Origin of the sequence: Rhodohalobacter sulfatireducens, assembly GCF_022012475.1 — a bacterium.
Lineage (GTDB): Bacteria > Bacteroidota > Rhodothermia > Balneolales > Balneolaceae > Rhodohalobacter > Rhodohalobacter sulfatireducens.
Window position 1 is genome coordinate 57,505 of record NZ_JAKLWS010000021.1, and the last position, 22,268, is coordinate 79,772.

20 protein-coding genes are annotated in these 22,268 nt (G+C 40.7%); 11 read left to right on the plus strand and 9 right to left on the minus strand.

Going from position 1 to position 22,268, the window contains the following annotated elements; genetic code table 11:
• The first annotated feature begins 164 nt into the window (after positions 1-164).
• On the plus strand, positions 165-1,976 hold the full coding sequence (gene ftsH, locus L6773_RS14595) for an ATP-dependent zinc metalloprotease FtsH (RefSeq protein WP_369431579.1): 1,812 nt from the start codon (positions 165-167) through the stop codon (positions 1,974-1,976).
• Positions 1,977-2,137: 161 nt separating this feature from the next.
• Here ftsH and L6773_RS14600 read toward each other — a convergent pair whose 3' ends face one another.
• The 3 genes from L6773_RS14600 to L6773_RS14610 form a co-directional block, all read right to left on the minus strand.
• Positions 2,138-2,929, minus strand: a complete 792-nt coding sequence (locus L6773_RS14600; RefSeq protein WP_237855180.1) for a hypothetical protein — start codon at positions 2,927-2,929, stop codon at positions 2,138-2,140.
• Between the two features lie 311 nt (positions 2,930-3,240).
• The gene (locus tag L6773_RS14605) at positions 3,241-4,065 is read right to left on the minus strand and encodes a hypothetical protein (RefSeq protein ID WP_237855181.1); all 825 of its coding nucleotides are present in this window, start codon (positions 4,063-4,065) and stop codon (positions 3,241-3,243) included.
• Positions 4,066-4,259: 194 nt separating this feature from the next.
• Positions 4,260-4,889, minus strand: a complete 630-nt coding sequence (locus tag L6773_RS14610) for an RNA polymerase sigma factor (protein WP_237855182.1) — start codon at positions 4,887-4,889, stop codon at positions 4,260-4,262.
• A 270-nt stretch (positions 4,890-5,159) separates the two neighbouring features.
• On the opposite strand from L6773_RS14610, the gene L6773_RS14615 reads away from it, so the two are divergent.
• The 4 genes from L6773_RS14615 to L6773_RS14630 all read left to right on the plus strand — a co-directional run bounded on the left by L6773_RS14615 (position 5,160) and on the right by L6773_RS14630 (position 8,434).
• Entirely contained in the window at positions 5,160-5,684 is a 525-nt protein-coding gene (locus L6773_RS14615) for a hypothetical protein (protein ID WP_237855183.1), read from the plus strand.
• A gap of 258 nt (positions 5,685-5,942) precedes the next feature.
• Entirely contained in the window at positions 5,943-6,464 is a 522-nt protein-coding gene (locus L6773_RS14620; RefSeq protein ID WP_237855184.1) for a hypothetical protein, read from the plus strand.
• 229 nt (positions 6,465-6,693) lie between these two features.
• The gene (locus tag L6773_RS14625; protein ID WP_237855185.1) at positions 6,694-7,047 is read left to right on the plus strand and encodes a hypothetical protein; all 354 of its coding nucleotides are present in this window, start codon (positions 6,694-6,696) and stop codon (positions 7,045-7,047) included.
• An 850-nt stretch (positions 7,048-7,897) separates the two neighbouring features.
• Positions 7,898-8,434 (plus strand): outer membrane protein, encoded by a 537-nt coding sequence (locus tag L6773_RS14630; protein WP_237855186.1) that lies wholly within the window; start codon positions 7,898-7,900, stop codon positions 8,432-8,434.
• 201 nt (positions 8,435-8,635) lie between these two features.
• On the opposite strand, the gene L6773_RS14635 is transcribed toward L6773_RS14630, so the two are convergent.
• The 6 genes from L6773_RS14635 to L6773_RS14660 form a co-directional block, all read right to left on the minus strand.
• Positions 8,636-9,559 carry a Ppx/GppA phosphatase family protein gene (locus L6773_RS14635; protein WP_237855187.1) on the minus strand — a complete coding sequence of 308 codons (924 nt, stop codon included), beginning with the start codon at positions 9,557-9,559 and terminating at the stop codon, positions 8,636-8,638.
• Positions 9,556-10,398: a 50S ribosomal protein L11 methyltransferase gene (gene prmA / locus L6773_RS14640; protein ID WP_237855188.1), complete on the minus strand. Its 843-nt coding sequence runs from the start codon at positions 10,396-10,398 to the stop codon at positions 9,556-9,558. Before prmA ends, L6773_RS14635 begins: the two co-directional genes overlap by 4 nt.
• Entirely contained in the window at positions 10,395-11,345 is a 951-nt protein-coding gene (locus tag L6773_RS14645; RefSeq protein ID WP_237855189.1) for a M28 family peptidase, read from the minus strand. Before L6773_RS14645 ends, prmA begins: the two co-directional genes overlap by 4 nt.
• A gap of 210 nt (positions 11,346-11,555) precedes the next feature.
• Positions 11,556-12,320: an SDR family NAD(P)-dependent oxidoreductase gene (locus L6773_RS14650; protein ID WP_237855190.1), complete on the minus strand. Its 765-nt coding sequence runs from the start codon at positions 12,318-12,320 to the stop codon at positions 11,556-11,558.
• A 5-nt stretch (positions 12,321-12,325) separates the two neighbouring features.
• Entirely contained in the window at positions 12,326-13,834 is a 1,509-nt protein-coding gene (gene gatA / locus L6773_RS14655) for an Asp-tRNA(Asn)/Glu-tRNA(Gln) amidotransferase subunit GatA (protein WP_237855191.1), read from the minus strand.
• Positions 13,835-13,843: 9 nt separating this feature from the next.
• On the minus strand, positions 13,844-14,071 hold the full coding sequence (locus L6773_RS14660; RefSeq protein ID WP_237855192.1) for a Sec-independent protein translocase subunit TatA/TatB: 228 nt from the start codon (positions 14,069-14,071) through the stop codon (positions 13,844-13,846).
• 191 nt (positions 14,072-14,262) lie between these two features.
• On the opposite strand from L6773_RS14660, the gene L6773_RS14665 reads away from it, so the two are divergent.
• The 6 genes from L6773_RS14665 to L6773_RS14690 all read left to right on the plus strand — a co-directional run.
• Positions 14,263-14,517: a DUF2795 domain-containing protein gene (locus L6773_RS14665; protein WP_237855193.1), complete on the plus strand. Its 255-nt coding sequence runs from the start codon at positions 14,263-14,265 to the stop codon at positions 14,515-14,517.
• Positions 14,518-14,601: 84 nt separating this feature from the next.
• The gene (locus L6773_RS14670; protein ID WP_237855194.1) at positions 14,602-16,989 is read left to right on the plus strand and encodes a BamA/TamA family outer membrane protein; all 2,388 of its coding nucleotides are present in this window, start codon (positions 14,602-14,604) and stop codon (positions 16,987-16,989) included.
• Positions 16,990-17,001: 12 nt separating this feature from the next.
• Positions 17,002-17,538: a cyclic nucleotide-binding domain-containing protein gene (locus tag L6773_RS14675; protein ID WP_237855195.1), complete on the plus strand. Its 537-nt coding sequence runs from the start codon at positions 17,002-17,004 to the stop codon at positions 17,536-17,538.
• A 15-nt stretch (positions 17,539-17,553) separates the two neighbouring features.
• Positions 17,554-18,960 carry a 23S rRNA (uracil(1939)-C(5))-methyltransferase RlmD gene (gene rlmD / locus L6773_RS14680; protein ID WP_237855196.1) on the plus strand — a complete coding sequence of 469 codons (1,407 nt, stop codon included), beginning with the start codon at positions 17,554-17,556 and terminating at the stop codon, positions 18,958-18,960.
• A gap of 244 nt (positions 18,961-19,204) precedes the next feature.
• Positions 19,205-20,674 carry a phytoene desaturase family protein gene (locus L6773_RS14685; protein WP_237855197.1) on the plus strand — a complete coding sequence of 490 codons (1,470 nt, stop codon included), beginning with the start codon at positions 19,205-19,207 and terminating at the stop codon, positions 20,672-20,674.
• Positions 20,675-20,877: 203 nt separating this feature from the next.
• Positions 20,878-22,268 (plus strand): FG-GAP repeat domain-containing protein (locus L6773_RS14690; protein ID WP_237855198.1); only part of this gene is annotated, 1,391 nt, incomplete at its 3' end.

Below are 22,268 nucleotides of genomic sequence, written 5' to 3' on the forward strand. Positions count from 1 at the left end.
GCAAACATATTTAACAATAATTTTGAACTAAAACAGCTATTTTGAACCAAGATCAGCGTAAGAAGTCGAACAATGATCATTCTTCAGGGTCAAATCAAGAAGATGACCCTCGCTCATCAAAAGAAAAAGACAAGAGAAAAAGACCCGGTAATTATCCATCCTGGATGAACATACTGTTATGGATTCTCATCTTTGCGTTTATTTTCACCTGGATTCAATCTCCGGGTGGTGGAATTTTTTCACAGTCGAGTGAAGTCTCTTACAGCGAATTTCGCCAGCAACTTCAGAATGGAAATGTTGAGAGTATTCATGTTCAAGGCGAACAGATACGTGGAGTTTTGAAAAACCCTCAGCCTGTTCAAACCTCCCAGGATGATACCACCAGCTATGAAAACTTCATAACCTACATTCCGTCATTTGGAGATGAGTCCCTATTTGAACTGCTAGAAGAACAAGAGGTATCTGTTTCATCCGAACCGGTTTCTGATTTTAACTGGTGGAGTATTTTACTTTTTGGTATACCGATTCTTCTGTTTATTTACCTGGGTTTTATGTTTTACCAAAGATTCAGAGCGCAGGGTCAGGGTATATTTAACATCGGGAAGAGTAAAGCAAAACTTCAGGAACCTGAAAAACAGGATACCTCCTTTGATGATGTTGCAGGACTTGATAACACCAAGAAGGAGCTTGAAGAGGTCATTGAGTTTTTAAAAGATCCCACACGGTTTGAAGAGATCGGTGCTAAACTACCCAAAGGGTTACTGATGGTTGGGCCGCCGGGTACCGGGAAAACACTTCTTGCCAGGGCTGTAGCCGGTGAAGCGGAAGTTCCGTTCTATTCCATTAGTGGATCTGATTTTATGGAGATGTTTGTTGGTGTGGGCGCGAAACGTATCCGGGATATGTTTAATAAAGCGAAAGAAAAATCTCCCAGTATTATTTTTATTGATGAGATTGATTCGATTGGACGAAGTCGGGGTGCAGGACTTGGCGGCGGCCATGATGAACGGGAACAGACATTGAATCAGTTGCTTTCAGAACTGGATGGATTTGAACCAAATGAAAGCGTGGTAGTGATTGCAGCTACAAATCGACCGGATATCCTTGATAAAGCACTCTTGAGACCGGGTCGGTTCGACAGGCGAATTACTGTAGATATGCCGAATCAACAGGCACGTGAAAAAATACTTGAGATTCATGCTAAGAATAAGCCCATGGCGGATGATGTTGACCTGGGAAGAGTTGCGAAAAGCACACCGGGCTTCAGCGGAGCAGATCTTGAAAACCTTCTGAATGAAGCCTCACTTTATGCCGGCCGCGATAAGAGAAAACAGGTTACGATGTCGGATATCGATAAAGCCCGTGACAAGGTGATGATGGGGCTTGAGCGTGAAGGCGTTCAAATAGATGAAGAGGAGAAAAAAATGCTGGCATATCACGAAGCCGGTCATGCCCTTGTAGCAGCTGTTCTCCCCCACTCCGATCCGATCCACAAAGTGACGATCATCCCGAGAGGAAAAGCGATGGGAGTCACCCAGCAGTTTCCCGAAAAAGAGAAATATATCTACAAGCGGGAGTACCTGTTAGACCGGCTGGCAGTTATCATGGGCGGACGTGCAGCAGAAGATTTAGTGTTTCAAACCTCAACAAGTGGTGCCCAGGACGACCTGAAGCAGGTTGCCAAGCTCTCCCGGAGAATGGTACTGCAGTGGGGAATGAGCGATCGATTTCAACACATATCATTAGGCAGCGACGAACAAGAAGTATTCCTGGGGCGTGATATGAGCCGGAAGCGTAAGTACAGCGATTCTACGGCCAGGGAGATTGACGAAGAGGTTCAAAAAATCTCTGACGAAGCGTTTGATCGTGCTTTAAACACCTTGAAAGAAAAAAGAGATGTACTTGATGAGGTTGCCCAGCTTCTACTCGAAAAAGAAGAGATTTCCGGAGAAGAGGTTGATGAGCTACTTAAATAAACTAATTATCGGTATATTAGTCGATAAAGTTAAAATATCGGCATATATACCGATATTTTATAAAGTAGAAAAAATAAGTCATTAACCGGGTAGGATTTCATAAATCAGGAAATGCAATGTCAGATAACTTGTTCTTAACTTCAGAAATAGAACGAACAATTTTATTCACACTCTGAATTTAGAAGGTTGTCATAACATTTGCGTCTCTGGCTGTCTTGAATCCACCCGGAATTTGTCTCTTCATTCCAGTAAACCTCTTTTAATCCTGTACCTTCATCATACGTCACATTATTATCCACCTCTTGCTTCATATAATTGACTACTAAAATTCCGAATTCATCGGGATCTGCAGTTACATTAAACTCATAATTATTATCAGATTGAATACTCCAGCTATAGGTCAGAGCCGGTTCATTTGGATTAGATGGTACAAACAAGTTCCACTCACCATTCAGATTATTTTTTGATGATCTACCGGTTATAAGTCTGAATTCATCCAATGAACCTGAATCGGGCAAGTCCCCATCATAAATAATTTCCCAATCCAGCTCCTCTCCTGTTGATCTGCCTCTGACAGTGACGGAAAACTCAAGTCCGCCTACCAATCCGGGCGGCGGATTAATCGATTCCCAAACACAGGCGCCATTTTCAAAAGTGGGATCATTTGCAAACCGGCTTCCGTGAGAAATAAAAGATGAGGCCAGATTCATCAATGAATTCTCAAACACCATTTTGTTTGCCTGAGCAGCAAGTTCCTCAACCTCGTAATAAGTTGAAAATTGGTCATTCTCAGGATCCGGTTCCTCTTGCTGCGATTGATTAACGAAATAGGAAAGATCTACAGTCACCGGCGCAAATTCAGATGGAAACGAGAGATCACAGCTTCTCTCCTCAGTAACAGTAGTATTTGAACTATTATCACTGCATGAAGCTATTAAAAAAATGAAAGTCAAGAGAACAATTGTATGGAATAAAGATCTGTACTGGTACCGGTTCCTTATCATTTTATTCCACTTTTTCCTGCAAAATCCTCTTGTATAACAAAGTAGCACGTTTGTGAATATAGAGTCTTCTAACATACGTAGATTTTTGAAGTGTTTATTTTTTTAAATTCCTGACAATTCAAAAATATTTATTATTTCTTTCCGGTAAACCTATTAATAACATTTATTTGATTATTAATTACAGTCCAGATTTTCTCTTTTTGAAATAAAAAAAGCCCTGGCTATTACATTGACCAGGGCTTTCATTTATTCAAATCAGTTTACGAACAAGCAGAGTTCACAAAATCTGTGTAGCAGCGTCGATCTCCTGCTTCCTCTTCAAGCCAGCCAGAATCCGTTTCTTCATTCCAATAAATCTCCACAGTTGGTTCTCCGGCTTGTACGAAGACCAAGTTATTCTCAACACCCGATTTCATATAATTAACAGAACTAACGACTTGTGCCTCTTGAAAGATATCCAAGTTTAGCTCAAATTCACTTTCTGATTCAACATCCCAGGTGTATGTATAAGCCGGGGAACCGGGATTTGCAGGATCGTATCCATTCCACTCCCCGGTCGCTTGATCATTAGCGGTAAAGCCTTCCAGGAATAAGAAATTATCGACTTGTTGCCCTTCAAGGTCACCACTTAAAAGAACTTGCCAATTTTTTCTATCTCCGGACTGAGAAGCGATGACCCTGATTGATGCATCAATGCCAAATTGTGGAAAATTTTCAGCAAAATCGATATTCCAAATACAATTTCCACCATCTGCCTCGGGTTCAATATTAAGACCCGGCGCAAATTGCAGGAAGTTCGATATGAGTGCAGCATTTCCGCCAAATGATAGCAGGCCATTCCCGGATAAGGCAATACTCTTAACCTGCTGATAAACAAAATGTTCTTCATCATTGGGTATATTTTGCGAATTAAAGTAGTCAATTGCTATTGTAGCAGGTGCAAGCTCCGAGGGTAGAGAAAAGGAGTTGCAAATATCTTCGCCGTCATCATCAGAGGAACTTGAATTATCACTACAAGCTGTTACTCCAAATACTAACCACAGCGCTAAAAATGCTGTTACCAAGACATTTAGTTTATTATTCATTTTGTATGGGGATTTTGAGGTTAAATTATAACGTATAAAATTTTAGTTCTGTTGATAATGATTTATCAACTTATCTCTTCTTTATTAAATTCGGATTTGAATTCAAAATAAGCCAAAATTCATTCGGCGTAAATCAAAAAATAATAGATGTTCTATCTGATCTTTTCTGATAGTACAAATTTTCAAGAGTGTTCCTAAAATTTCTCTCGCTTATCCTTCAACTCTTTGTACAGCATCTCTCTTGCTCGAAAAATATGGGCTTTCACAGTACCCAAAGGTAAGTCTAACTGATCTGCAATTTCCTGGTAACTTAATTCCTGGAGATGCCTCATCTCGATAACTCTTCGATACTTTTCGGGTAGATCATTGATGGCGTTATGAATAATCTTTTTTCTTTCTTTTCGAATAATGTTTCGATCCGTCTCAGCATCATCGCTGATCTGGATCTCCATTTCACCATCTCGAGTCTTAACAGGCTGGTCAATAGAAGTGGTTTTAAGTTTCTTTTTTCGCAGATAATCAATGGTGTGATTTGTAGTAATCCTGTATAACCAAGTAGAGAAGGCATAATTGGTATTATAAGAGTTCAGGTTTCTGAACGCTTTCATGAATGCTTCTTGTACAAGGTCCTCAACCTGCTCGTGATTTTTCACCATTTTGAGAACATGAAAATAGAGCGGTTTCTGATATTTATCCATTAAGTCTTTGAAGGCTTCCTGGTCGCCTTCAATAGCACGCTTTACAAACTTATCGTCCTCTAAACTACTTGAAGACGCATTTTCTCTGACAGTATCGGTATCAGAAGATTTTTCAGAACCGCTCATTTAATCAAATATTTTAGTAATGTTTGTACTGATGTTAATAGAAGTCATGTCAAACATCGAACAAATGCCAACCCTGATAGAACGCTCACAGTGCCTACTATTACAAGAAGTGTAATTCACAAGCAGAGTCTCGCTCTTACAGAAATCTGTTATATAGTTGTGCAAAGTTCTTTTCACAAGTTAATAGATATATTTTACGAAAAATCGAAAATAATTTTCTAAGATCTCAAAATATCGTAACCTTGAATCTAAACCAAATTCAACTGCAAAATGAAAAATCTACTCGCGTTACTTTTGACTACCTGTATCATTTTAGGGGTCATTTCACTCAGTTCGGCACAAGAATCAGATCATGCTTTAATGTTTGAGGCCGGAATCGGGTATGGATCTCAGATTGAATCACTTGGATTTCAGGGTGGAGCTCTTTATCAAATTAATGAACAGTTCAGAGTCTCGGCGGATGGTATCTACTATCTGCCGGGTGATGACTCCAATGGAGTTGAGTTTAATTGGTTGGAATTCAATGCTAATGGACATTATCTATTTGCCACCCAGGAAAACATGAAGTTTTACCTCTTGAGCGGGTTAAACTTTTCTTCATTGTTTTCAGACAGCGCAAATATAAGACTGCCCGGTGGCGATACTACGGATACTGTGTATGTTGGGTTAAATATCGGCGCTGGCGCTGAATACTCTTTGGGTTCGGTAAATGCTTATCTCGAAGGTAAATATGCACTGAGTTCAGCAAATCAGCTTGTGTTGACGGGTGGCTTAAGGATACCTCTTGCCAGGTAAAAAAATGATTTAACAAAACTTTACTACCTGAGAGAATTAGAAATTGTTTGAATAGTTGGCTGTCTTTAATTTGTTTGCCAATAAAATAATGAATAAAATTGACCCACTATCTTCTTTATTACATTTTGATAGTAAAAAAATTATCAAAGAGTATGACACATTTCATATCTGCGTTTCGCATATTCATGTAAATTGCATACGTACTATCTCACTACATTTTAAAAACAAATAACTAATCACAAACTAACAACAGATAAAATGAAAAAACTACTTACAGTCGGTATTTTAGTAATTGGGTTGGCCCTTTATACGGGAACCAACGCGAACGCCCAGTCTTTTTCAGAAGGAGACTTGGTTTTAAATGCAGGAATTGGTTTAGGATCCGTTTATGGATGGACAGGAACAGGAAGCCTTGGATTACCAATTGGTGCCGGTGTTGAATATGGAGTTGCAGATTTAGAGACAGGATCTATTGGAGTTGGCGGTGATTTTGGTTTCGTTAGTAGCTCTTTTGTAACTGTATATACAATCGGAGCCAGGGGATCATATTATTTTAATGAATTATTAGAAATTGAGAATGAAAAAGTTGACCTCTACGGAGGTTTGGGTCTATACTACCGAGCATGGAGCTGGTCCGGCACTACTTTTAGTGGTTTTGGAGGTATCACAGCAGCATTTCATGCTGGTGGCCGATATTATTTTGCAGATAATATTGGAGGCTATGCAGAACTTGGTAATAATTGGGGTTGGTTAAACGTCGGCTTGGTTTTCAAGCTTTAACGTGAGCCAAAAAAATTACACCCTGGAACAGTTTCTGTTTCAGGGTTTTTTTATGTTTTGTAACTCATTATTCATTATTCATCCAAGTTTGACTCTGGCTCTTCTTTGTGATTTCCAATATCGCACATCCAGATACTTTGGTAAAATCAAACAATAATTGATCTGATATGAGACAAAACAATAATTTTATTCGCATATGAAATTGAACTAAAAACAAACAAAGGGAAATATGAAAACGAAAGTCATACTAATTTTAGGGATAACAACATTAATCTTGGCGTTAGTCAGTGCATGTGGTAGCAACAATTCAAACCCACTCGGGGGGTGTAATGGACTTAGTTATGCTGAAGCTTTTCAAGGAGATCAGTATCAAGATCTTATTGACGCCACATCAACTTTTGGTGAAGAGCAAACTGCACAAAGCTGTGAAGTTTATAAAAGCGAACTTCAAGAATGGTATGGCGTTTTGCAGGGTTTAAGTTCTGACTGTATTGGAGTACCTCAAGAACAATATCAACAATCACTTGCCGAGGCACAAGAGTCGATTGATGAGATCGACTGTTCTCAGTACGAAAGTAATTAACGTACCAGTATCAATTTTTCCACAATAAGTGAAGTGATTCAAATCCCTGAAATGCTTTAAAGCGTTTCAGGGATTTTTTTATGATGCCCATTCATTCAATAGTACACAGTGCCGAATACCTCCGGTGGATGTCACCATAGAACTCTTCTTGCTCCAATCCATCAACTCTCTGAGAATTAATATCTCAGCTAATACAACTTCTCCCCTGCCTTTTAAAAATCCATCACTAATATTCTGGACTGTTGATTTCTCCGGCCGATATTCATTTAGTTGTCTGTATGGAAGTATTTAAGCCGCAAATCTATTACTGCGATGGAGCTCAGAGTTTCTGCAACTATAAACAGATAAAATTCTTCCTTTGGAAATTGTTGAGTAGACAATATGCTTGAAATTTCATCCTGAGCTGCTGTTAACTGCTTGGATATTAGTGGTTCAGTATCAAAATCTGTTTCGTAACATAAACACATCCCATATTGATTGACAATGTCTCCTTCCAAAAGTTGCTTGTGAACTTCCGCCTCAAATATTTTAAATCATATTTCCCTTCTCCTATCCTTCTTTGATCTACCTTTAAAACGAGAGTGCTCAGTCAGAGGTCATTTAAGATTTTTCAGGACCATTTATTAATCTAAGAATCGATAAAAATGTCACAAGTATACAATGTATTACCCTTATGGGGAAAATTAGTCTGAGACCTCTAAACGAGGTTCATATGAACGAAAAATATTTACTGATAAAATTTAATATCTAAATACATTGACTGATTTATTCTTAATTTTATGTATACAGTTAAATGCTAAATAACTGTCAATTTCAATCAACACTATTCTCAAACTAAATGATAAATAAAATGAAAAAAATAATAAGAGGCTTTACATTTGTGTTTCTTCTGTCTTTAGGAATGAGTGCAACACTTATTGCACAGAACGAAGGAGATATCGCCATTGGAGTTCAGGGTAATTATGGGACAGATATTGAAGAATTAGGAATTGGGGCTAACGGCATCTATAGCCTGAATGAAACGATGAAAGTTGGTGCTGATTTTACCTACTGGTTAATCGGCGATGATGAATTTAGCGGTTTTGGGAATGATGTTTCCATCTCATACACTTTCTTTGAAATCAATGCTAACTTCAACTATATCTTCTACAATGAAAATCAACTAATGGCATATGGAATAGGCTCACTTGGGATCCATTATGCCAAAGTTGAAGCAGAAGTAGAAGGACCCGGCTTAGATGATTCTTCTGATAGTGAACTTGGACTTGGTTTAGGTGCCGGTGCCGAGTATAACCTCGGTTCTGTTTCTCTGTTTGCTGAACCTCGAATCTTCTTAAGTGGATTTGACCAATTTTCATTAACCTTTGGTGCACGAATAGGCATCTAAATTCATCTTTACTTCATCCATTTATAGCCCTGGCTGTTCTGCATCCGGGGCTTTTTAAATTTCAGGAACTGGTATTAGTATCAAACTTAAATCAAACGATTTGTTGAATGATATGGCTTGGAGCAGGGTATCGAATATTTTTAAAAATTCAAGTAAATGACTTTCAAATTCGGAGACGGTATATGTGTGATTGAGAAATATTTATTTAGTCAACAAATTGAGAAGAACTCCGTGCCGAATACCTCCGGTTGATGTCACTATAGAACTCTTGTTGCTCCAATCCATCACCTCTCTGAGAATTAATATCCCGGCTAATACAACTTCTCCCCTGCCTTTTAAAAATCGAGAATATTTTTTCTCTATGTTCTCCCATTTCGTTTTTGAAAACTCATCAATGAATCGATTGACCAATGCTTTTTTAAGGTGGAAACCATTTAGTGTATCTACATCGTACTCAGTCAATTGCAATTCAATAGCTGCAATAGAAGTAATGGTCCCTGCAACTCCGATCAGTTCAAAATTTCCATCCGGAACTTGCTGCAATTTTAGCAGATGTCGAACTTCTTCTACAGCTTTAGATACTTGTAGACTCGTTGGTGGATTAGCATTGAAAAATCGCTCCGTAAACCGAACACTTCCCATATCGATTGAAACCGCATTCTCTAATTCATATCCCTTGCCAAAAGCAAGCTCAGAACTGCCGCCACCAATATCTAAAATCAGGTTGGCCTGATCTGAGTAACCCTCTAATACAGATAGTGCACCCATATAAGTTGTCTCTGCTTCATCTTTACCGCTTAATAAACGGATCTCCCAACCTGTTTTTTGTTTTACGAGATCTAAAAATTCGGATCGATTGGAAGCATCACGAACAGCACTCGTTGCTGTTACAATTGCCCTTGAAGCCACTCCGGGATAGTTTTCATCCAGGAACTCTTTGTATTCAAGCAGGTTGTCCAATACCCGTTTCATGCTCTCAGGAGATAGGTTCCTCGATTTGTCAACCCCCCTGCCGAGTCGGGGAATACGCTGCTTCTCTACAATAGGTTTGAGTTTACCATCTTTAAGTTCAGCCACCAATAGCAAGGCTGTATTAGTTCCAATGTCAATTGAAGCGGATTTCATTCAGCCACCTTTTGTATTTCCATCAAAATCCACTCCTCCTCACGCTCAACATCTGATACTTGTACCGGCATTTCATAGAGTCGATCTCGAATTGCATCTTCATCCGTATGCAGCAAACCCGAAAGGCAAATCATTCCATCATTGTTTAAGTGATTCACCAAATCCGGAAGGATCTCGATCAAAACATTTCGATTGATATTAGCCAAAATAAGATCAAACAGTTCATGATCATCAATTGTTTCAATACCGCCGAACCGAACCTCAAAAGAATCATTTACTTTATTCAAAAATGAGTTCTCATGAGCATTGTCACGACTCCAGCTATCGATATCAAAACCAATTGCTTTCCGGGCTCCTAATTTGATTGCAGCAATTGCAAGAATTCCAGTCCCGGTCCCGGCATCCAGAATCACCTTATCTTTCAAATCCATGCCCTGGATTTGCTTTAATACCAACCGGGTCGTTGTGTGGTAGCCGGTTCCGAATGACATTTTAGGATCGATCTCGAGAACGATTTCATCATCAGCCGGTCTTTCTGTTGACCATGTAGGCTTTACTAAAAATTTACCAATTTGTTGTGGCTGAATGGTTTGTTCCCAAGACTGATTCCAGTTCTGTTCCGGGATATCTTCAAATTCCATAATCGAATCTCCGGAATAAGCGGCAACCAACTGTTCAAGATATTCCCGGTTTGAATCATTAAATCTCTGTTTTTCGATGTAGGCAACTAACTTATCGTCAAATTGTTCAAAACCATAGAAATCCATATCCATCAATTCAGCAATAAATAACTCATGCAGGTCTTCAGACAGTTCAAATTCTACTCTTAAATAATTCATTGTGGAATCCTGTTATAAATCAATTCGAGTAATACATCACCTACAGCTTGCATCACTTCCTGATCGATAATATCCATATCATCATTTTGTGTATGCCAATATGGAGGAAATTCAAGTTCACCTGTAGGTGACATCCGGTGATGAATAATATTGATCATCGGGATACCTGTGAGTCTCTCAACAATATAATGATCATCTGATATTCTGCTACCGATTTCATCCGGGAAAAGGTCATCATACCCGAATTCCCGTCCAATTGCCCATACTTCATTTACCAAATTCGGTGCATAATCCATCGAGTATCCCTCCTTTGGAAACTGCGCATTTTGTCCGCCTACCATATCCAGTAATATACCGAACCTTGGACTATATCCGGGAACAGGCGGATTATTCCCCCAATGTCTTGAACCGAGAAAATAGTTTGCAAGATCTGATCGCTCGCCATAGTCTTCTCCGTCAAATAGAATAATGTCTACGCCAATAGGCGGCTCATTCTCGGCAAATACGTTCGCCAGCTCCATCAATACTCCAACACCACTTCCACCGTCATCCGCCCCAAGAATGGGCGATTCAGGATCATTTGGATCTTCTTCAGCTCTCGGCCTGGAATCCCAGTGTGCAGCCAACAAAATTCGATCTTGTTTATCCGTTCCGAACGATGCCAGAATGTTATATAGCCGGAGAGAATCTCCATAAACTTCTGTCTGGAAGGATTGAACAAACACAGATTGCTGACCGGCTGTCTCCAAAAAATGATTTCTGAAATATTGCACAGCTTTACGATGAGCTTCTGAGTTTGGAACTCTCGGCCCAAAATTAACCTGTTCTTCAATATATTGATAGGCCTGTTCAGCTGAAAACTCCGGCACCTCTCTGCCCTGTTCCTGGAATTGCAGACCCGGATCCGATGTGCAGCTACCTACAATCAGCAAGAGTATTATGAACATTCGTTTATAAATCATGTAGAAAGATATACTTAGTTCAAGAGGTAAGATTGGCGTTAAAAAAGTAGAACGGGTCGCTGACCCGTTACGCATTAATAATTTTGCAAAATTTTTGTTTCAGCAGGCATATTTACTTTCTGCTTGACTGGCTCTGCAAATATCCGATGATACAAGTTTTCAACCTTACGTTTCGGCTCAGCGAGCCGAACTACATTAATCCGGCCTGGCAACAATTCTTGCTGATGACTGATGAACCGGGAAAACAATGGTATCCAAAATATTGACATGCAGGGGGCGATTTGCAACGAAGTGTATAATTTCAGCAATATCTCTGCCGCTTAAAGGAGTCATATCTTTATAAACTTTTTTTGCCTGCTCTTTGTCCCCGTGAAATCGCACTTCACTAAATTCAGTATCCACAAGCCCGGGTGAAACTGCACTTACACGAATATTGGTACCTGTTAAGTCCATTTTGGCAGCTTGTGTAATTGCCTTCACAGCGTGTTTTGTTCCGCAGTATACGGATCCGCCGGGATAGGCTTCATATCCTGCAATGGAACCGATATTAATTATATGACCCTCACCTCGCTGTTTCATTCGCTCGGAAACAAATCGTGTCATCGACAACAGTCCTTTGATGTTTGTATCGATCATAGCGTCCCAATCATCAAAATCAGCTTCATCAATGGAATCTTTTCCGGAAGCAAGGCCGGCATTGTTCAATAAGATATCTATGGGCTGATCAATAGAGTCCACACATGCCTTACACGCTTCCCGATCGCGGACATCAAAAGAAAATGTCTCAACATTTACAGAGTGTTCGGTTTGAAGTTTTTCCTGAAGGGATTTTAATCGCTTTTTGCGACGGCCGGTAATAATCAGGTTTGCACCCGATTCTGCAAAGACTTCAGCCGAGGCTTTTCCAATCCCCGAGGTAGCACCTGTGATCAGAATCCATTTGTCTTTGAGGCGGTTCATGATACTTAACTTTGGAGAGACTCAAATTGTTTAGCTGCTCTTAAAATATCCACTTCATGAAATGTATTTCCCATAAACTGAACTCCATAAGGAAGTCCGTTGGAATGTGTACCCGCCGGGACACTGATTCCACAAATTCCCGCAAGATTTGCTGAGATGGTATACACATCATTTAAGTACATCTGAAGCGGATCATCCTGGTTTTCACCCAGTTTGAAAGCTGTTGTAGGAGCTGTTGGTGAGACGATTACATCTACTTGTTGAAACGCATCCAGAAAATCTTGCTTGATCAGGCGTCTCACTTTCTGAGCTTTTCCATAATATGCATCATAATAGCCGGCACTGAGAACGTATGTACCTAAAATTATTCGTCGTTTAACTTCAGTTCCGAATCCCTCAGTCCTGGATTTCTTGTAGAGCCGAATTAATGGAGAATCGATATCTGCTGCTTCCAGGGCAGTGGATGTTCCGGCTGCTTTCTTTAATTCTTTTCGTTCAAGAGAAAGTTCTTCTTCAATTTTTTCAAAATCTGCACGGTGCCCATATCGAATGCCATCATATCGTGCCAAATTGCTCGATGCTTCAGCCGTTGCCAAAATGTAGTAAGTGGCAATACCGTACTTCATGTGTGGGAGTGTAACGGGTACCAATTCAGCACCGTCTTTCTCAAGCTCTTTGAGCCGATCTTCTATTCCTTGCCGTATCTCATCATCCAAGCCCTCCCCGAAATACTCTTTGGGAACACCGATTTTTAATTTGCCGGATGATTCTGCAACTGCCTCAGAGTAATTCTCAACCGGTTTGGCTGAGGACGAATTATCCATAGGATCATCACCAGCCAGGTGTTCGAGAAGTATAGCAGCATCCGTCACATTTTTTGAAAACGGACCAATACAGTCAAAAGAGGAGGCATAAGCCACCAATCCATACCTCGAAACACGGCTATATGTTGGTTTCAAACCAACCACCCCGCAGTAAGAGGCGGGTTGGCGAATGGACCCCCCGGTGTCAGATCCGAGAGATGTATCGCACATATTAGCTGCAACAGCAGCGGCACTTCCACCACTTGAGCCTCCTACAACAAAATCGGAATTTGCAGGATTTTTGGACGGGCCGTAGATGGTATTCTCTGTCGAGGAACCCATCGCAAACTCATCCATATTGGTACGCCCAATAAGAATGGCATCTTCATTTTTAAGCTTTTTGATAACCGTTGCATCATATACACTTTCAAAATTGTGTAAAATATGACTTGCGCAAGTTACCTTCTTGCCTTTCTCGCAGATTACATCTTTCACCCCAATTACCATTCCGGCCAGTTTCCCGGCCGTTCCGGCATCAATTTTCTGTTGAATATTGGTAGCTTGTTTTCGAACATCTTCATCATCAACAGAAACGAAGGCATTAACCTCTGAATTCGTCTCCTTGATGGTTTGCAGATATTCCTCGCAAATATCAGTAACCTTTCGTTTGCCTGATTGTAGTTGCTCTTGAACGGAGAGCAGATTCTTCATGTAGAAATGCTATTTTTTTTCGGTTTGTTCTGTACTTTCTTTTTCTTCGTATTTGGTGGAATTAGAGACATCTTCTTTACCTTTATCGATCTCTTTTTTGATATCATCGGACGCCTTTCGGAATTCGTTGATACCCTGGCCGATTCCACGCGCAAGCTCTGGAATTCGTTTTGCACCAAAAAGAAGTAAGATCACAAGAACAATGATCACCATTTCAAAACCGCCTGGCATACTCATACAATAATCCTTATTTAATTGAATTGTTATTATGTGACAAGCCTTAAGATAAAAAATATTTACCAACCGTATACAGATGTATGTGAAAAAATGTTTTAACTTTCTTCGGAATTTATTTGCATTTCTTCTCCACAACTGTTTTATAGCTATTCGAAGATATTTGTAACAAAAGACTAAGATTAAAATAAATTATGATTTGGACAGTAGAATTAGCCGCAGCACTTGATGAAGCCCCCTTTCCCGCTACGAGAGAGGAATTAATTGAATGGGCAGAACGAAACGGGTTACCTAAGCAGGCTATTAATAACTTATATGAGCTCGATGAAATTGAAGAAGGCGAAGAAACCATCTACGAGGGTATTGAAGACATTTGGCCCGATTATATTCGAAAAGAAGATTTCTTTCACGGAGAAGAAGACGAAGGGTTTGACTACGATGATGTTTAATTCCTGTCAACCGGCAATCAATTTCTTGCAACTCTAAACGTTAACACTGCGATAAGACTATTTAGACTCTTTTAATCTGATTGTGTGAGAAATTACGTACCGCTCATTCTGTACCTGCCGCTGCTAGTGCTATTGCCGTTTTCGGTACATGCGCAAAATAACGGGCAGCAAAATCAGGAATCAAACGATGAACAAGAAAATCAAGTCGTAAGAATTGTGCGGTTTACTGGAAACAACAATGTTTCTAACACTGCCTTACAGACTCTTGTTCGAACTCGAAATAACAGGGAGTTTTTGGGAATCCCCCGATTTACTCCCTGGTACTATATTCATCAGCTCTTCGGTGTGGGTGAGGAACCTGCATTATTAGATCGCGAAGTTGTTGGTAATGATATCGACCGGATCGAGGTTTTTTACGAAAATCTCGGTTTTTTTGATGTCAGCGTGGATACAACCGTAGTTGAATACAGGGAAAATCGATATGAAGTTTCCTTTATCATCGATGAAGGCCCGGGGTCAAGCATACGAAATGTATCCTATACCGGTTTACCTGAATTTGAAAATGAAGAAACCGTTGAACAATTTTTCGAGCAGAGTACGTTTTCCGGAGATCGGCTGAATGATTCCACATTCGTATACAGGGAACCCTATCGCGCCCAGGAACTTCGGCAGGAACAGACTCGAATTATAGATTTTTTAAAGAATCACGGGTATGCTGCATCGCAACGAGATTCAGTTCGTGCTTTAGTTCGTGAAGACGAAGAGAGTCCACAGCAGCTTGATGTACTTTTTACCATCAGGGCGGGTGACCTGTACAGGTTCGGGGATGTCCATCTAAATCTCTCGGGACCCGATGAGCAGGAACAGTTTGATGATTCAACAACTGTTACTGGGCCGCCCTATACAAACAGCGGATTTTCCATCTTTATGAGAAAACAAAATTCCGCTCAATCTGAATTCAGCGTTTTAACAGAGCAAATTCAATTCACGCCCGGAGACAGGTTCGATCAATCGGCCTACCTTCAATCCATAAATTCTTTCCAAAATCTTGGAAATATGGTCATCGACCGTTTTGGGCTGAGTGAAGAGAGCTCCCTGCCGGATTATTCGAGTCAGGAGATTCCCGTTTATTTCGATCTGCAAACTCTTCCAAGACATTCATTGAGAATGGAGTTTTTTGGAATGAGACGATACGGATTTGGAACCGGTGTTGGCGCAAATTACAGTAATAACAACCTGTTTGGTCGATCAGAAAATTTAACAATTGGAATCAATACAAATTTTGAATTTGTACCGTCGAATACACTGAATGAAATAGCGCCGCGCGACAGTCTTGGCAGGCGTAACACTACCGGGGCGGAAATTTTTGAGAATTATGAAATAAGAGCCGAATACTCGGTGCCTCGATTGAATTTTCCCTTCGGTTTTATGACCGATTACGATTTTATTGAGAGCGCAAGAACACGATATTCGCTCACTTACAGCCAGTCTAACCAGCTTTATTTTGATATTAATTCGGATGTTCGCTTTAACCTGAGATATGAGTTCAGGCATTCTCAGCGTTTAACCAGTTTCCTCGACCTTATTGAACTGGATATTGTTGATACAACTCCATCCTCTCAGTTTCGTCAAAATTTGATAAATGAATTTGGTCAGGGCTCATTCGAACTGCTCAGAATTCAACAGGATTTTGATCCGCAGTTTTCATCTGTCATTCGGTATACACTAAGAAATCAAAATACGGACCTGATTCAACGCGATTTCGGCTACTTTAGTGAGTATTCTCTTGCACTGGCCGGCAATATTCCACACTCTATCGACCGGTTTTTAGTGACTCCGGGCACAGTTGAAGGATCACTCCCGTCACCATTTGGAATCTCCTCAAACGCACTCTCCTACAGTCGATATATCAAACTTACTGCCGATTACAGGCGATATGTTCCACTTGCACCCAATACTGTTTTTGCGTTTAGAGGGTTTGCCGGAATTGCACAACCATATGGTGGCAGTGAAACAATACCCCTCAATCGTCGATTTTTTGCAGGTGGTAGCAACGACATCCGGGGTTGGAACCCATTTCGGCTCGGGCCGGGCGGAATTAGTCCCGATGAAGTGACAATCCCAGGTGGTGAGATTAAATTGGCTCTTTTCAAGGAGTTCAGACACATTGTTCTCAGCAATGTTTTGGGGGCTGATTGGCTGGTTGCCTGGCACACTGATGCGGGTAATGTGTGGTACGGTCCGCAAAACACCTTTCGTAATGAAGAAAATGTTGAATTGCTTAACGATGGCAGATTTTTCTTAGATTCCTTTTATAAACAGATTGCTGTCGGGTCCGGTTTTGGCCTTCGTTTTGACTGGGAATATATTGTTGCTCGTTTCGATTTAACATTCAGAGTTCACGATTTAGAGGAAGGTTGGTTTGAGAACCGAGCGGCGTATTTTAGTTTTGGAATCGGTCATTCATTTTAAAATTATACCTGTATGTTTAAGAAAAATAGTTTAAAGAAAATCCGGAACCAGGGAAGTATTGTTTTCAAATCTCAACTCCTTCAGGATCTCACACCATTTGAGCGGTATGAACTCCTTCAGCTTTGTCATCGACGAAAATTTAAGGAGGGTGAGTTTATCTATCATCAAAACGATCCGGGAGCGGGTATCTATTTTATTGAGGAAGGCTGGGTAAGGCTCGTCGTTTCCAAAAATCTTGAAAACGATCAAACAGAAAAGTTTACTGTTGACCTGCAAGCACCTTCTGAGATTGGAATTATGTCAATTGGTTATGAAATTCCAAGGATGGCAACGGCCCAGTGCCTTAAGGATAGTATTCTGCTGGGATTCTTTAAACCAGATTTTGAAACGTTGAAAAAGCGCAATCCCGAAACGGCCGTAAAATTCCTGGAGGCGGTTACAAATCAAACCATGAAACGTTTCGAACTTAGCATGAATCAGCTCAAAAAAACTACTGATCTGGAAACTGCATTTTCAATCATGTTTCGAGAATACAATAAATCTGAATAAAGAGAATTAAAAAGCATGTCATTAAAGAAGGGCCAGGTTGTTGATCTGAAAATTGAATCAACTGCGTTTAAAGGTAAAGGAATTGCCAAACACGATGGAATTGCTGTATTTGTGCCCGGTACCGCACCCGGCGATATTGTTGAAGCGAGAATCATCAAAAGAAAAAAGAGTTACAGGGAAGCAAAAGTCCTTGAAATTAAGACCCCATCTCCTATTCGGGTTGAACCGGTTTGTGGACATGCTGATACCTGTGGGGGTTGTACATGGCAGCACATTCCCTATGAAAAGCAACTTGAGTTTAAGGAGCAGCATGTACGTGATCATATGGAACGAATTGCGGAATTGGATCCGGATATTGTAAAAACGATCATCGGATGTGATGAAGATCTTTATTACCGCAATAAAATGGAGTACAGCTTTGGCACACGGCGTTGGCTCACTGACGAAGAGATCCAAGCTGACAAATATGTAGACGATTCCGGATTAGCTGCAGGTTTACACGCGCCCGGGAGATACGACAAGATTCTGAACTTAAAAGAATGTCACCTGCAAAATCCAATCTCTTACAATCTCCTGGATTTTGTTCGGTCTTATTGCAAAGAGAACTCCATCCCCGCTTTTGATACACATGAAAAGACCGGGTTCATGCGACATCTCGTCATACGCACATCATTTCATACAGATGATACAATGGTCAACCTGGTGACGTATAAAGATGACCCAGGAATCATGAACGCGATGTCTGAGGCCTTGCTGAATGAATTTCCAGGGATCACTACAATCATTAACAATGTTAACGATCAACCGAATCCAACAGCAGTTGGCCGATATGAAAAAGTACTTCACGGTCCGGGATATATTGTTGATAAAATTGGGCAACATTCATTTAAAATTGATGCGAATGCTTTCTTCCAAACCAATACGCAGCAAGCAGAAAAGCTATATTCTGTAGCTAAGAAATTTGCCGATTTACAAGCTGGTACCAACCTTTTTGATCTCTACTGTGGAGTTGGAACCCTTACCCTTTTCATGGCCGATTCAGTCGATACCGCTGTTGGAATTGAATTGGTTGAAGTTGCAGTAGAAAATGCTAAACAAAATGCTCGGGAAAATTCGGTTGATAATGTTGACTTCGTATTAGGAGATATGAAAGATACATTCAACAAACTATTTCTTGAGAGACACGGGAAGCCAGATTGCATTATTACAGACCCTCCTCGCTCAGGAATGCATCCCGATGTTGTTCAGCAACTTTCTGATTTAGCCGTTGATACACTCGTTTACGTCAGCTGTAATCCATCCACAATGGCACGAGATCTGAAGGAGTTAAAAAATGTGTACAACATCGAACGGGTACAGCCGGTAGATATGTTTCCCCAGACGTATCACATAGAAGCAGTTGCCAGGTTGACGAAGAAATAAGTCTCCCATTAAGTGGAGACATGATGTTTCAATTGTTCTTTACTCGTTCCAGAAGGTCTTCCTTCGGAACGCTACACACGGAAGCTCTAGCTTTCACTCATACTTCTACTAATCAAATTTACAATCAATCTACTATTACCTGAAGCAGAATCTTCTAAGGAGGTATTCCGAAACTGGAACTTCGGAATGAGTAAAACTCACGTTAACTAGACTCGCTTCTTCAAACATTTCAACTATCACTCAAATGCCCAAAAAAGCCACAATAATTGGTGCCGGAATTGGCGGATTAGCCGTTGCATCCCTCCTTGCGAAAAAGGGCTATGATGTCACCCTATTTGAAAAAAACTCCACTCCCGGCGGAAAAATGCAGCAATATCGAGAGAAAGGATACCGATTTGATACAGGTCCCAGCCTGTTGACAATGCCCTTTATCCTTAATAAACTTTTTGAAACTTGCGGTGAAGATCTATACGATTACCTGTCTTTTTCCGAATTAGAACCCCTTTGTCGATATTTTTATCCCGATGGCACCCTGTTTGATAACTATTCAGAACCTGAAAAAAGTGTTAATCAAATAAAATCCTTTGCACCCGGGGACGCTGACACGTATAAAAAATTTCTAAACTACTCTAAAGAATTATATCAAAAAACAGCGGATGCTTTTCTCTTTAATCCCCTTTATGATTTTAGTGACCTCAGGAATCTGAACTTCAAGGATTTTCTGGGCATTGATGCATTCAAGACCGTTTCTCAAAAAGTAGATCAGCAATTTACTTCGCCTTATCTCCGAAAGTTTTTTAAGCGCTTTACGACTTATAATGGGTCTTCCCCATTTAAGGCTCCTGCTACACTCAATGCCATCCCACATGTAGAACTAAACCAGGGCGGATACTATGTGAATGATGGTTTGTATCAAATTGCTGAATCGCTGCACCAACTTGGCGAGAAAATGGGAGTCAGATTCAACTTCAATACATCGATTAGAAAAATTATAGTTGAAGATGATATAGTTACTGGCATACAAGAAGATGACGGATCTATCTACCCGACTGATATCCTTTTCTCAAATGCTGATGCAACTGAGACGATTTTGAACCTCTTGCCCGACCCAAGCATTTCAAAAAGACGAAAGTCTAAACAGCAAGCGATAGAGCCGTCCTGCTCCGGTTTTGTACTTTTATTGGGATGCAGTAAGCAATGGGATCAGCTAAAACATCATAACATATTCTTTTCTGAGAATTATGAGAAAGAGTTTGAGGACATTTTTGATAAAAAAACGATGCCTGGAGACCCAACAATTTACATTGCAAATACATCATATTCTGACTCGAATCACGCCCCAAAAAATAGTTCTAACCTCTTTATTCTTGTCAATTCACCCTATGTAGACGAACAGGATTGGGAAACTATTAAAAACAAGTACAGCTCTTTTTTGATTAAGCAATTGGAGGCAAGAGGATTAGCAGGCCTGAATGAATCTATTGAAATAAAAAAAGTGATTACCCCGAAAGATTTTTACGAAAAATACCTTTCAAACCGGGGGAGTATTTACGGAACCTCATCAAACAGCCGAATGGCTGCATTTTTACGTCCCCGAAATAAGGAGAGAGCGTTCAAAAATCTATACATGGTTGGAGGCAGTACGCATCCGGGGGGTGGAATACCACTCGTTATTCAGTCTGCGTTTAACGCTATTTCACTACTCGAAAGATAAGTTAAACATACTTTTTGCGTTGGATCACTAAGATATACAGTACACGTTTTTTCTTTGATTTGAGGCAGTACATTGGTTACTTCAATGCAATAATTTTTGATTAAATTAAGTGATACTATAGCGCGGTTTTAATGGAACTATTGTTCAATTGCTCAATGAATTTTTTACATAGACTTTTTTGGTGTTTCGGTTTAACTTTTTTTGTGATTCTAACGGGCTGTGCACCCCATGAATCGACTCCTATTCTGCAAGACATTCCGCAGGATGTTTCAGGTATTACTTTTACCAACACTATCATCACATCCGATTCATCGAATTCAGAAAATGAACCCTTTATCTATAATGGAGCCGGAGTGGCCGTTGGTGATATCGATGGGGATGGACACGCAGATCTCTATTTTACTGGAAATATGGTTTCCAGCCGACTTTACATCAACCAGGGAGATATGCAGTTTAATGATATTACCGGGGAAGCCGGTGTAGGAACGGACCGATGGGCTACAGGTGCAGTAATGGTTGATATAAATGGAGATAATCACCTCGATATCTACGTTTCGGTTTCAAACTCAAAAATGGTTCCTGCTGATCAAAGGCGTAATTTGCTGTTTATTAACAATGGAGATGGTACCTTCACCGAACAGGCGGCTGAATGGGGAATTGACGACCCCGGATTCACCACTCAATCAGCGTTTTTGGATTATGACCGGGACGGTGACCTGGACCTGTTTCTTCTCAATAACTCCCCCGAAGAATTTTCAAGAGGGGAAACCGGCGTCATGCCGATGGGTGTTCAACAGGAGGCCAACCCGTCAGGCTACGATCAATTCTATCGCAATAACGGGGATGGAACTTTTACCAATATATCTGAAGAGGCAGGTATGCTCAGAAAGCTGGGTTATGGCCTGGGAGTGGCCATAGAGGATCTGAATCGCGACGGATGGCCCGATATTTACGTATCTAATGACATCTCTCCAAACGATGTTCTTTACATCAACAACGGGGATGGCACATTTACCGACCGCGCAGCGGAATGGCTTCGGCACACCAGTTTTGCCGGTATGGGCCTTGACATTGCTGATTATACCAACAACGGGTGGCCCGACATCCTCCAGACAGACATGATGCCTGAAGATCTTCCTACCCGAAAAATTATGAGTGGGTCTAATACCTATGGAGGATTTACGGACCTTCGAAAAAGAGGTTTTTATCCCCATTATAATACAAATACCCTCCAGATGAACCAGGGGTTGAGTCCTGCCGGGGATGTAATCTTCAGCGAGGTTGCAAGAATGGCGGGTGTGGCCTATACGCACTGGAGCTGGACGGCACTGTTTGTGGATTTCGACAATGACGGGTTAAAAGATGCCCTCGTTACCAATGGTTATCCAAAAGCCATGAACGATTTTGATTATCTCTCAGATATGCACCTTGCCGGGCAAGCAAGCAATGAGGAAGAATATGAACAAAATAGGCTTGAGATTCTTCAAAACTTACATGGATATAAAGTTCCCAACTACCTGTTTCGCAACAACGGGGATCTGACATTTACCGATGTGAGCCGGGACTGGGGGATGCGCACGGCTGGATTCTCCTA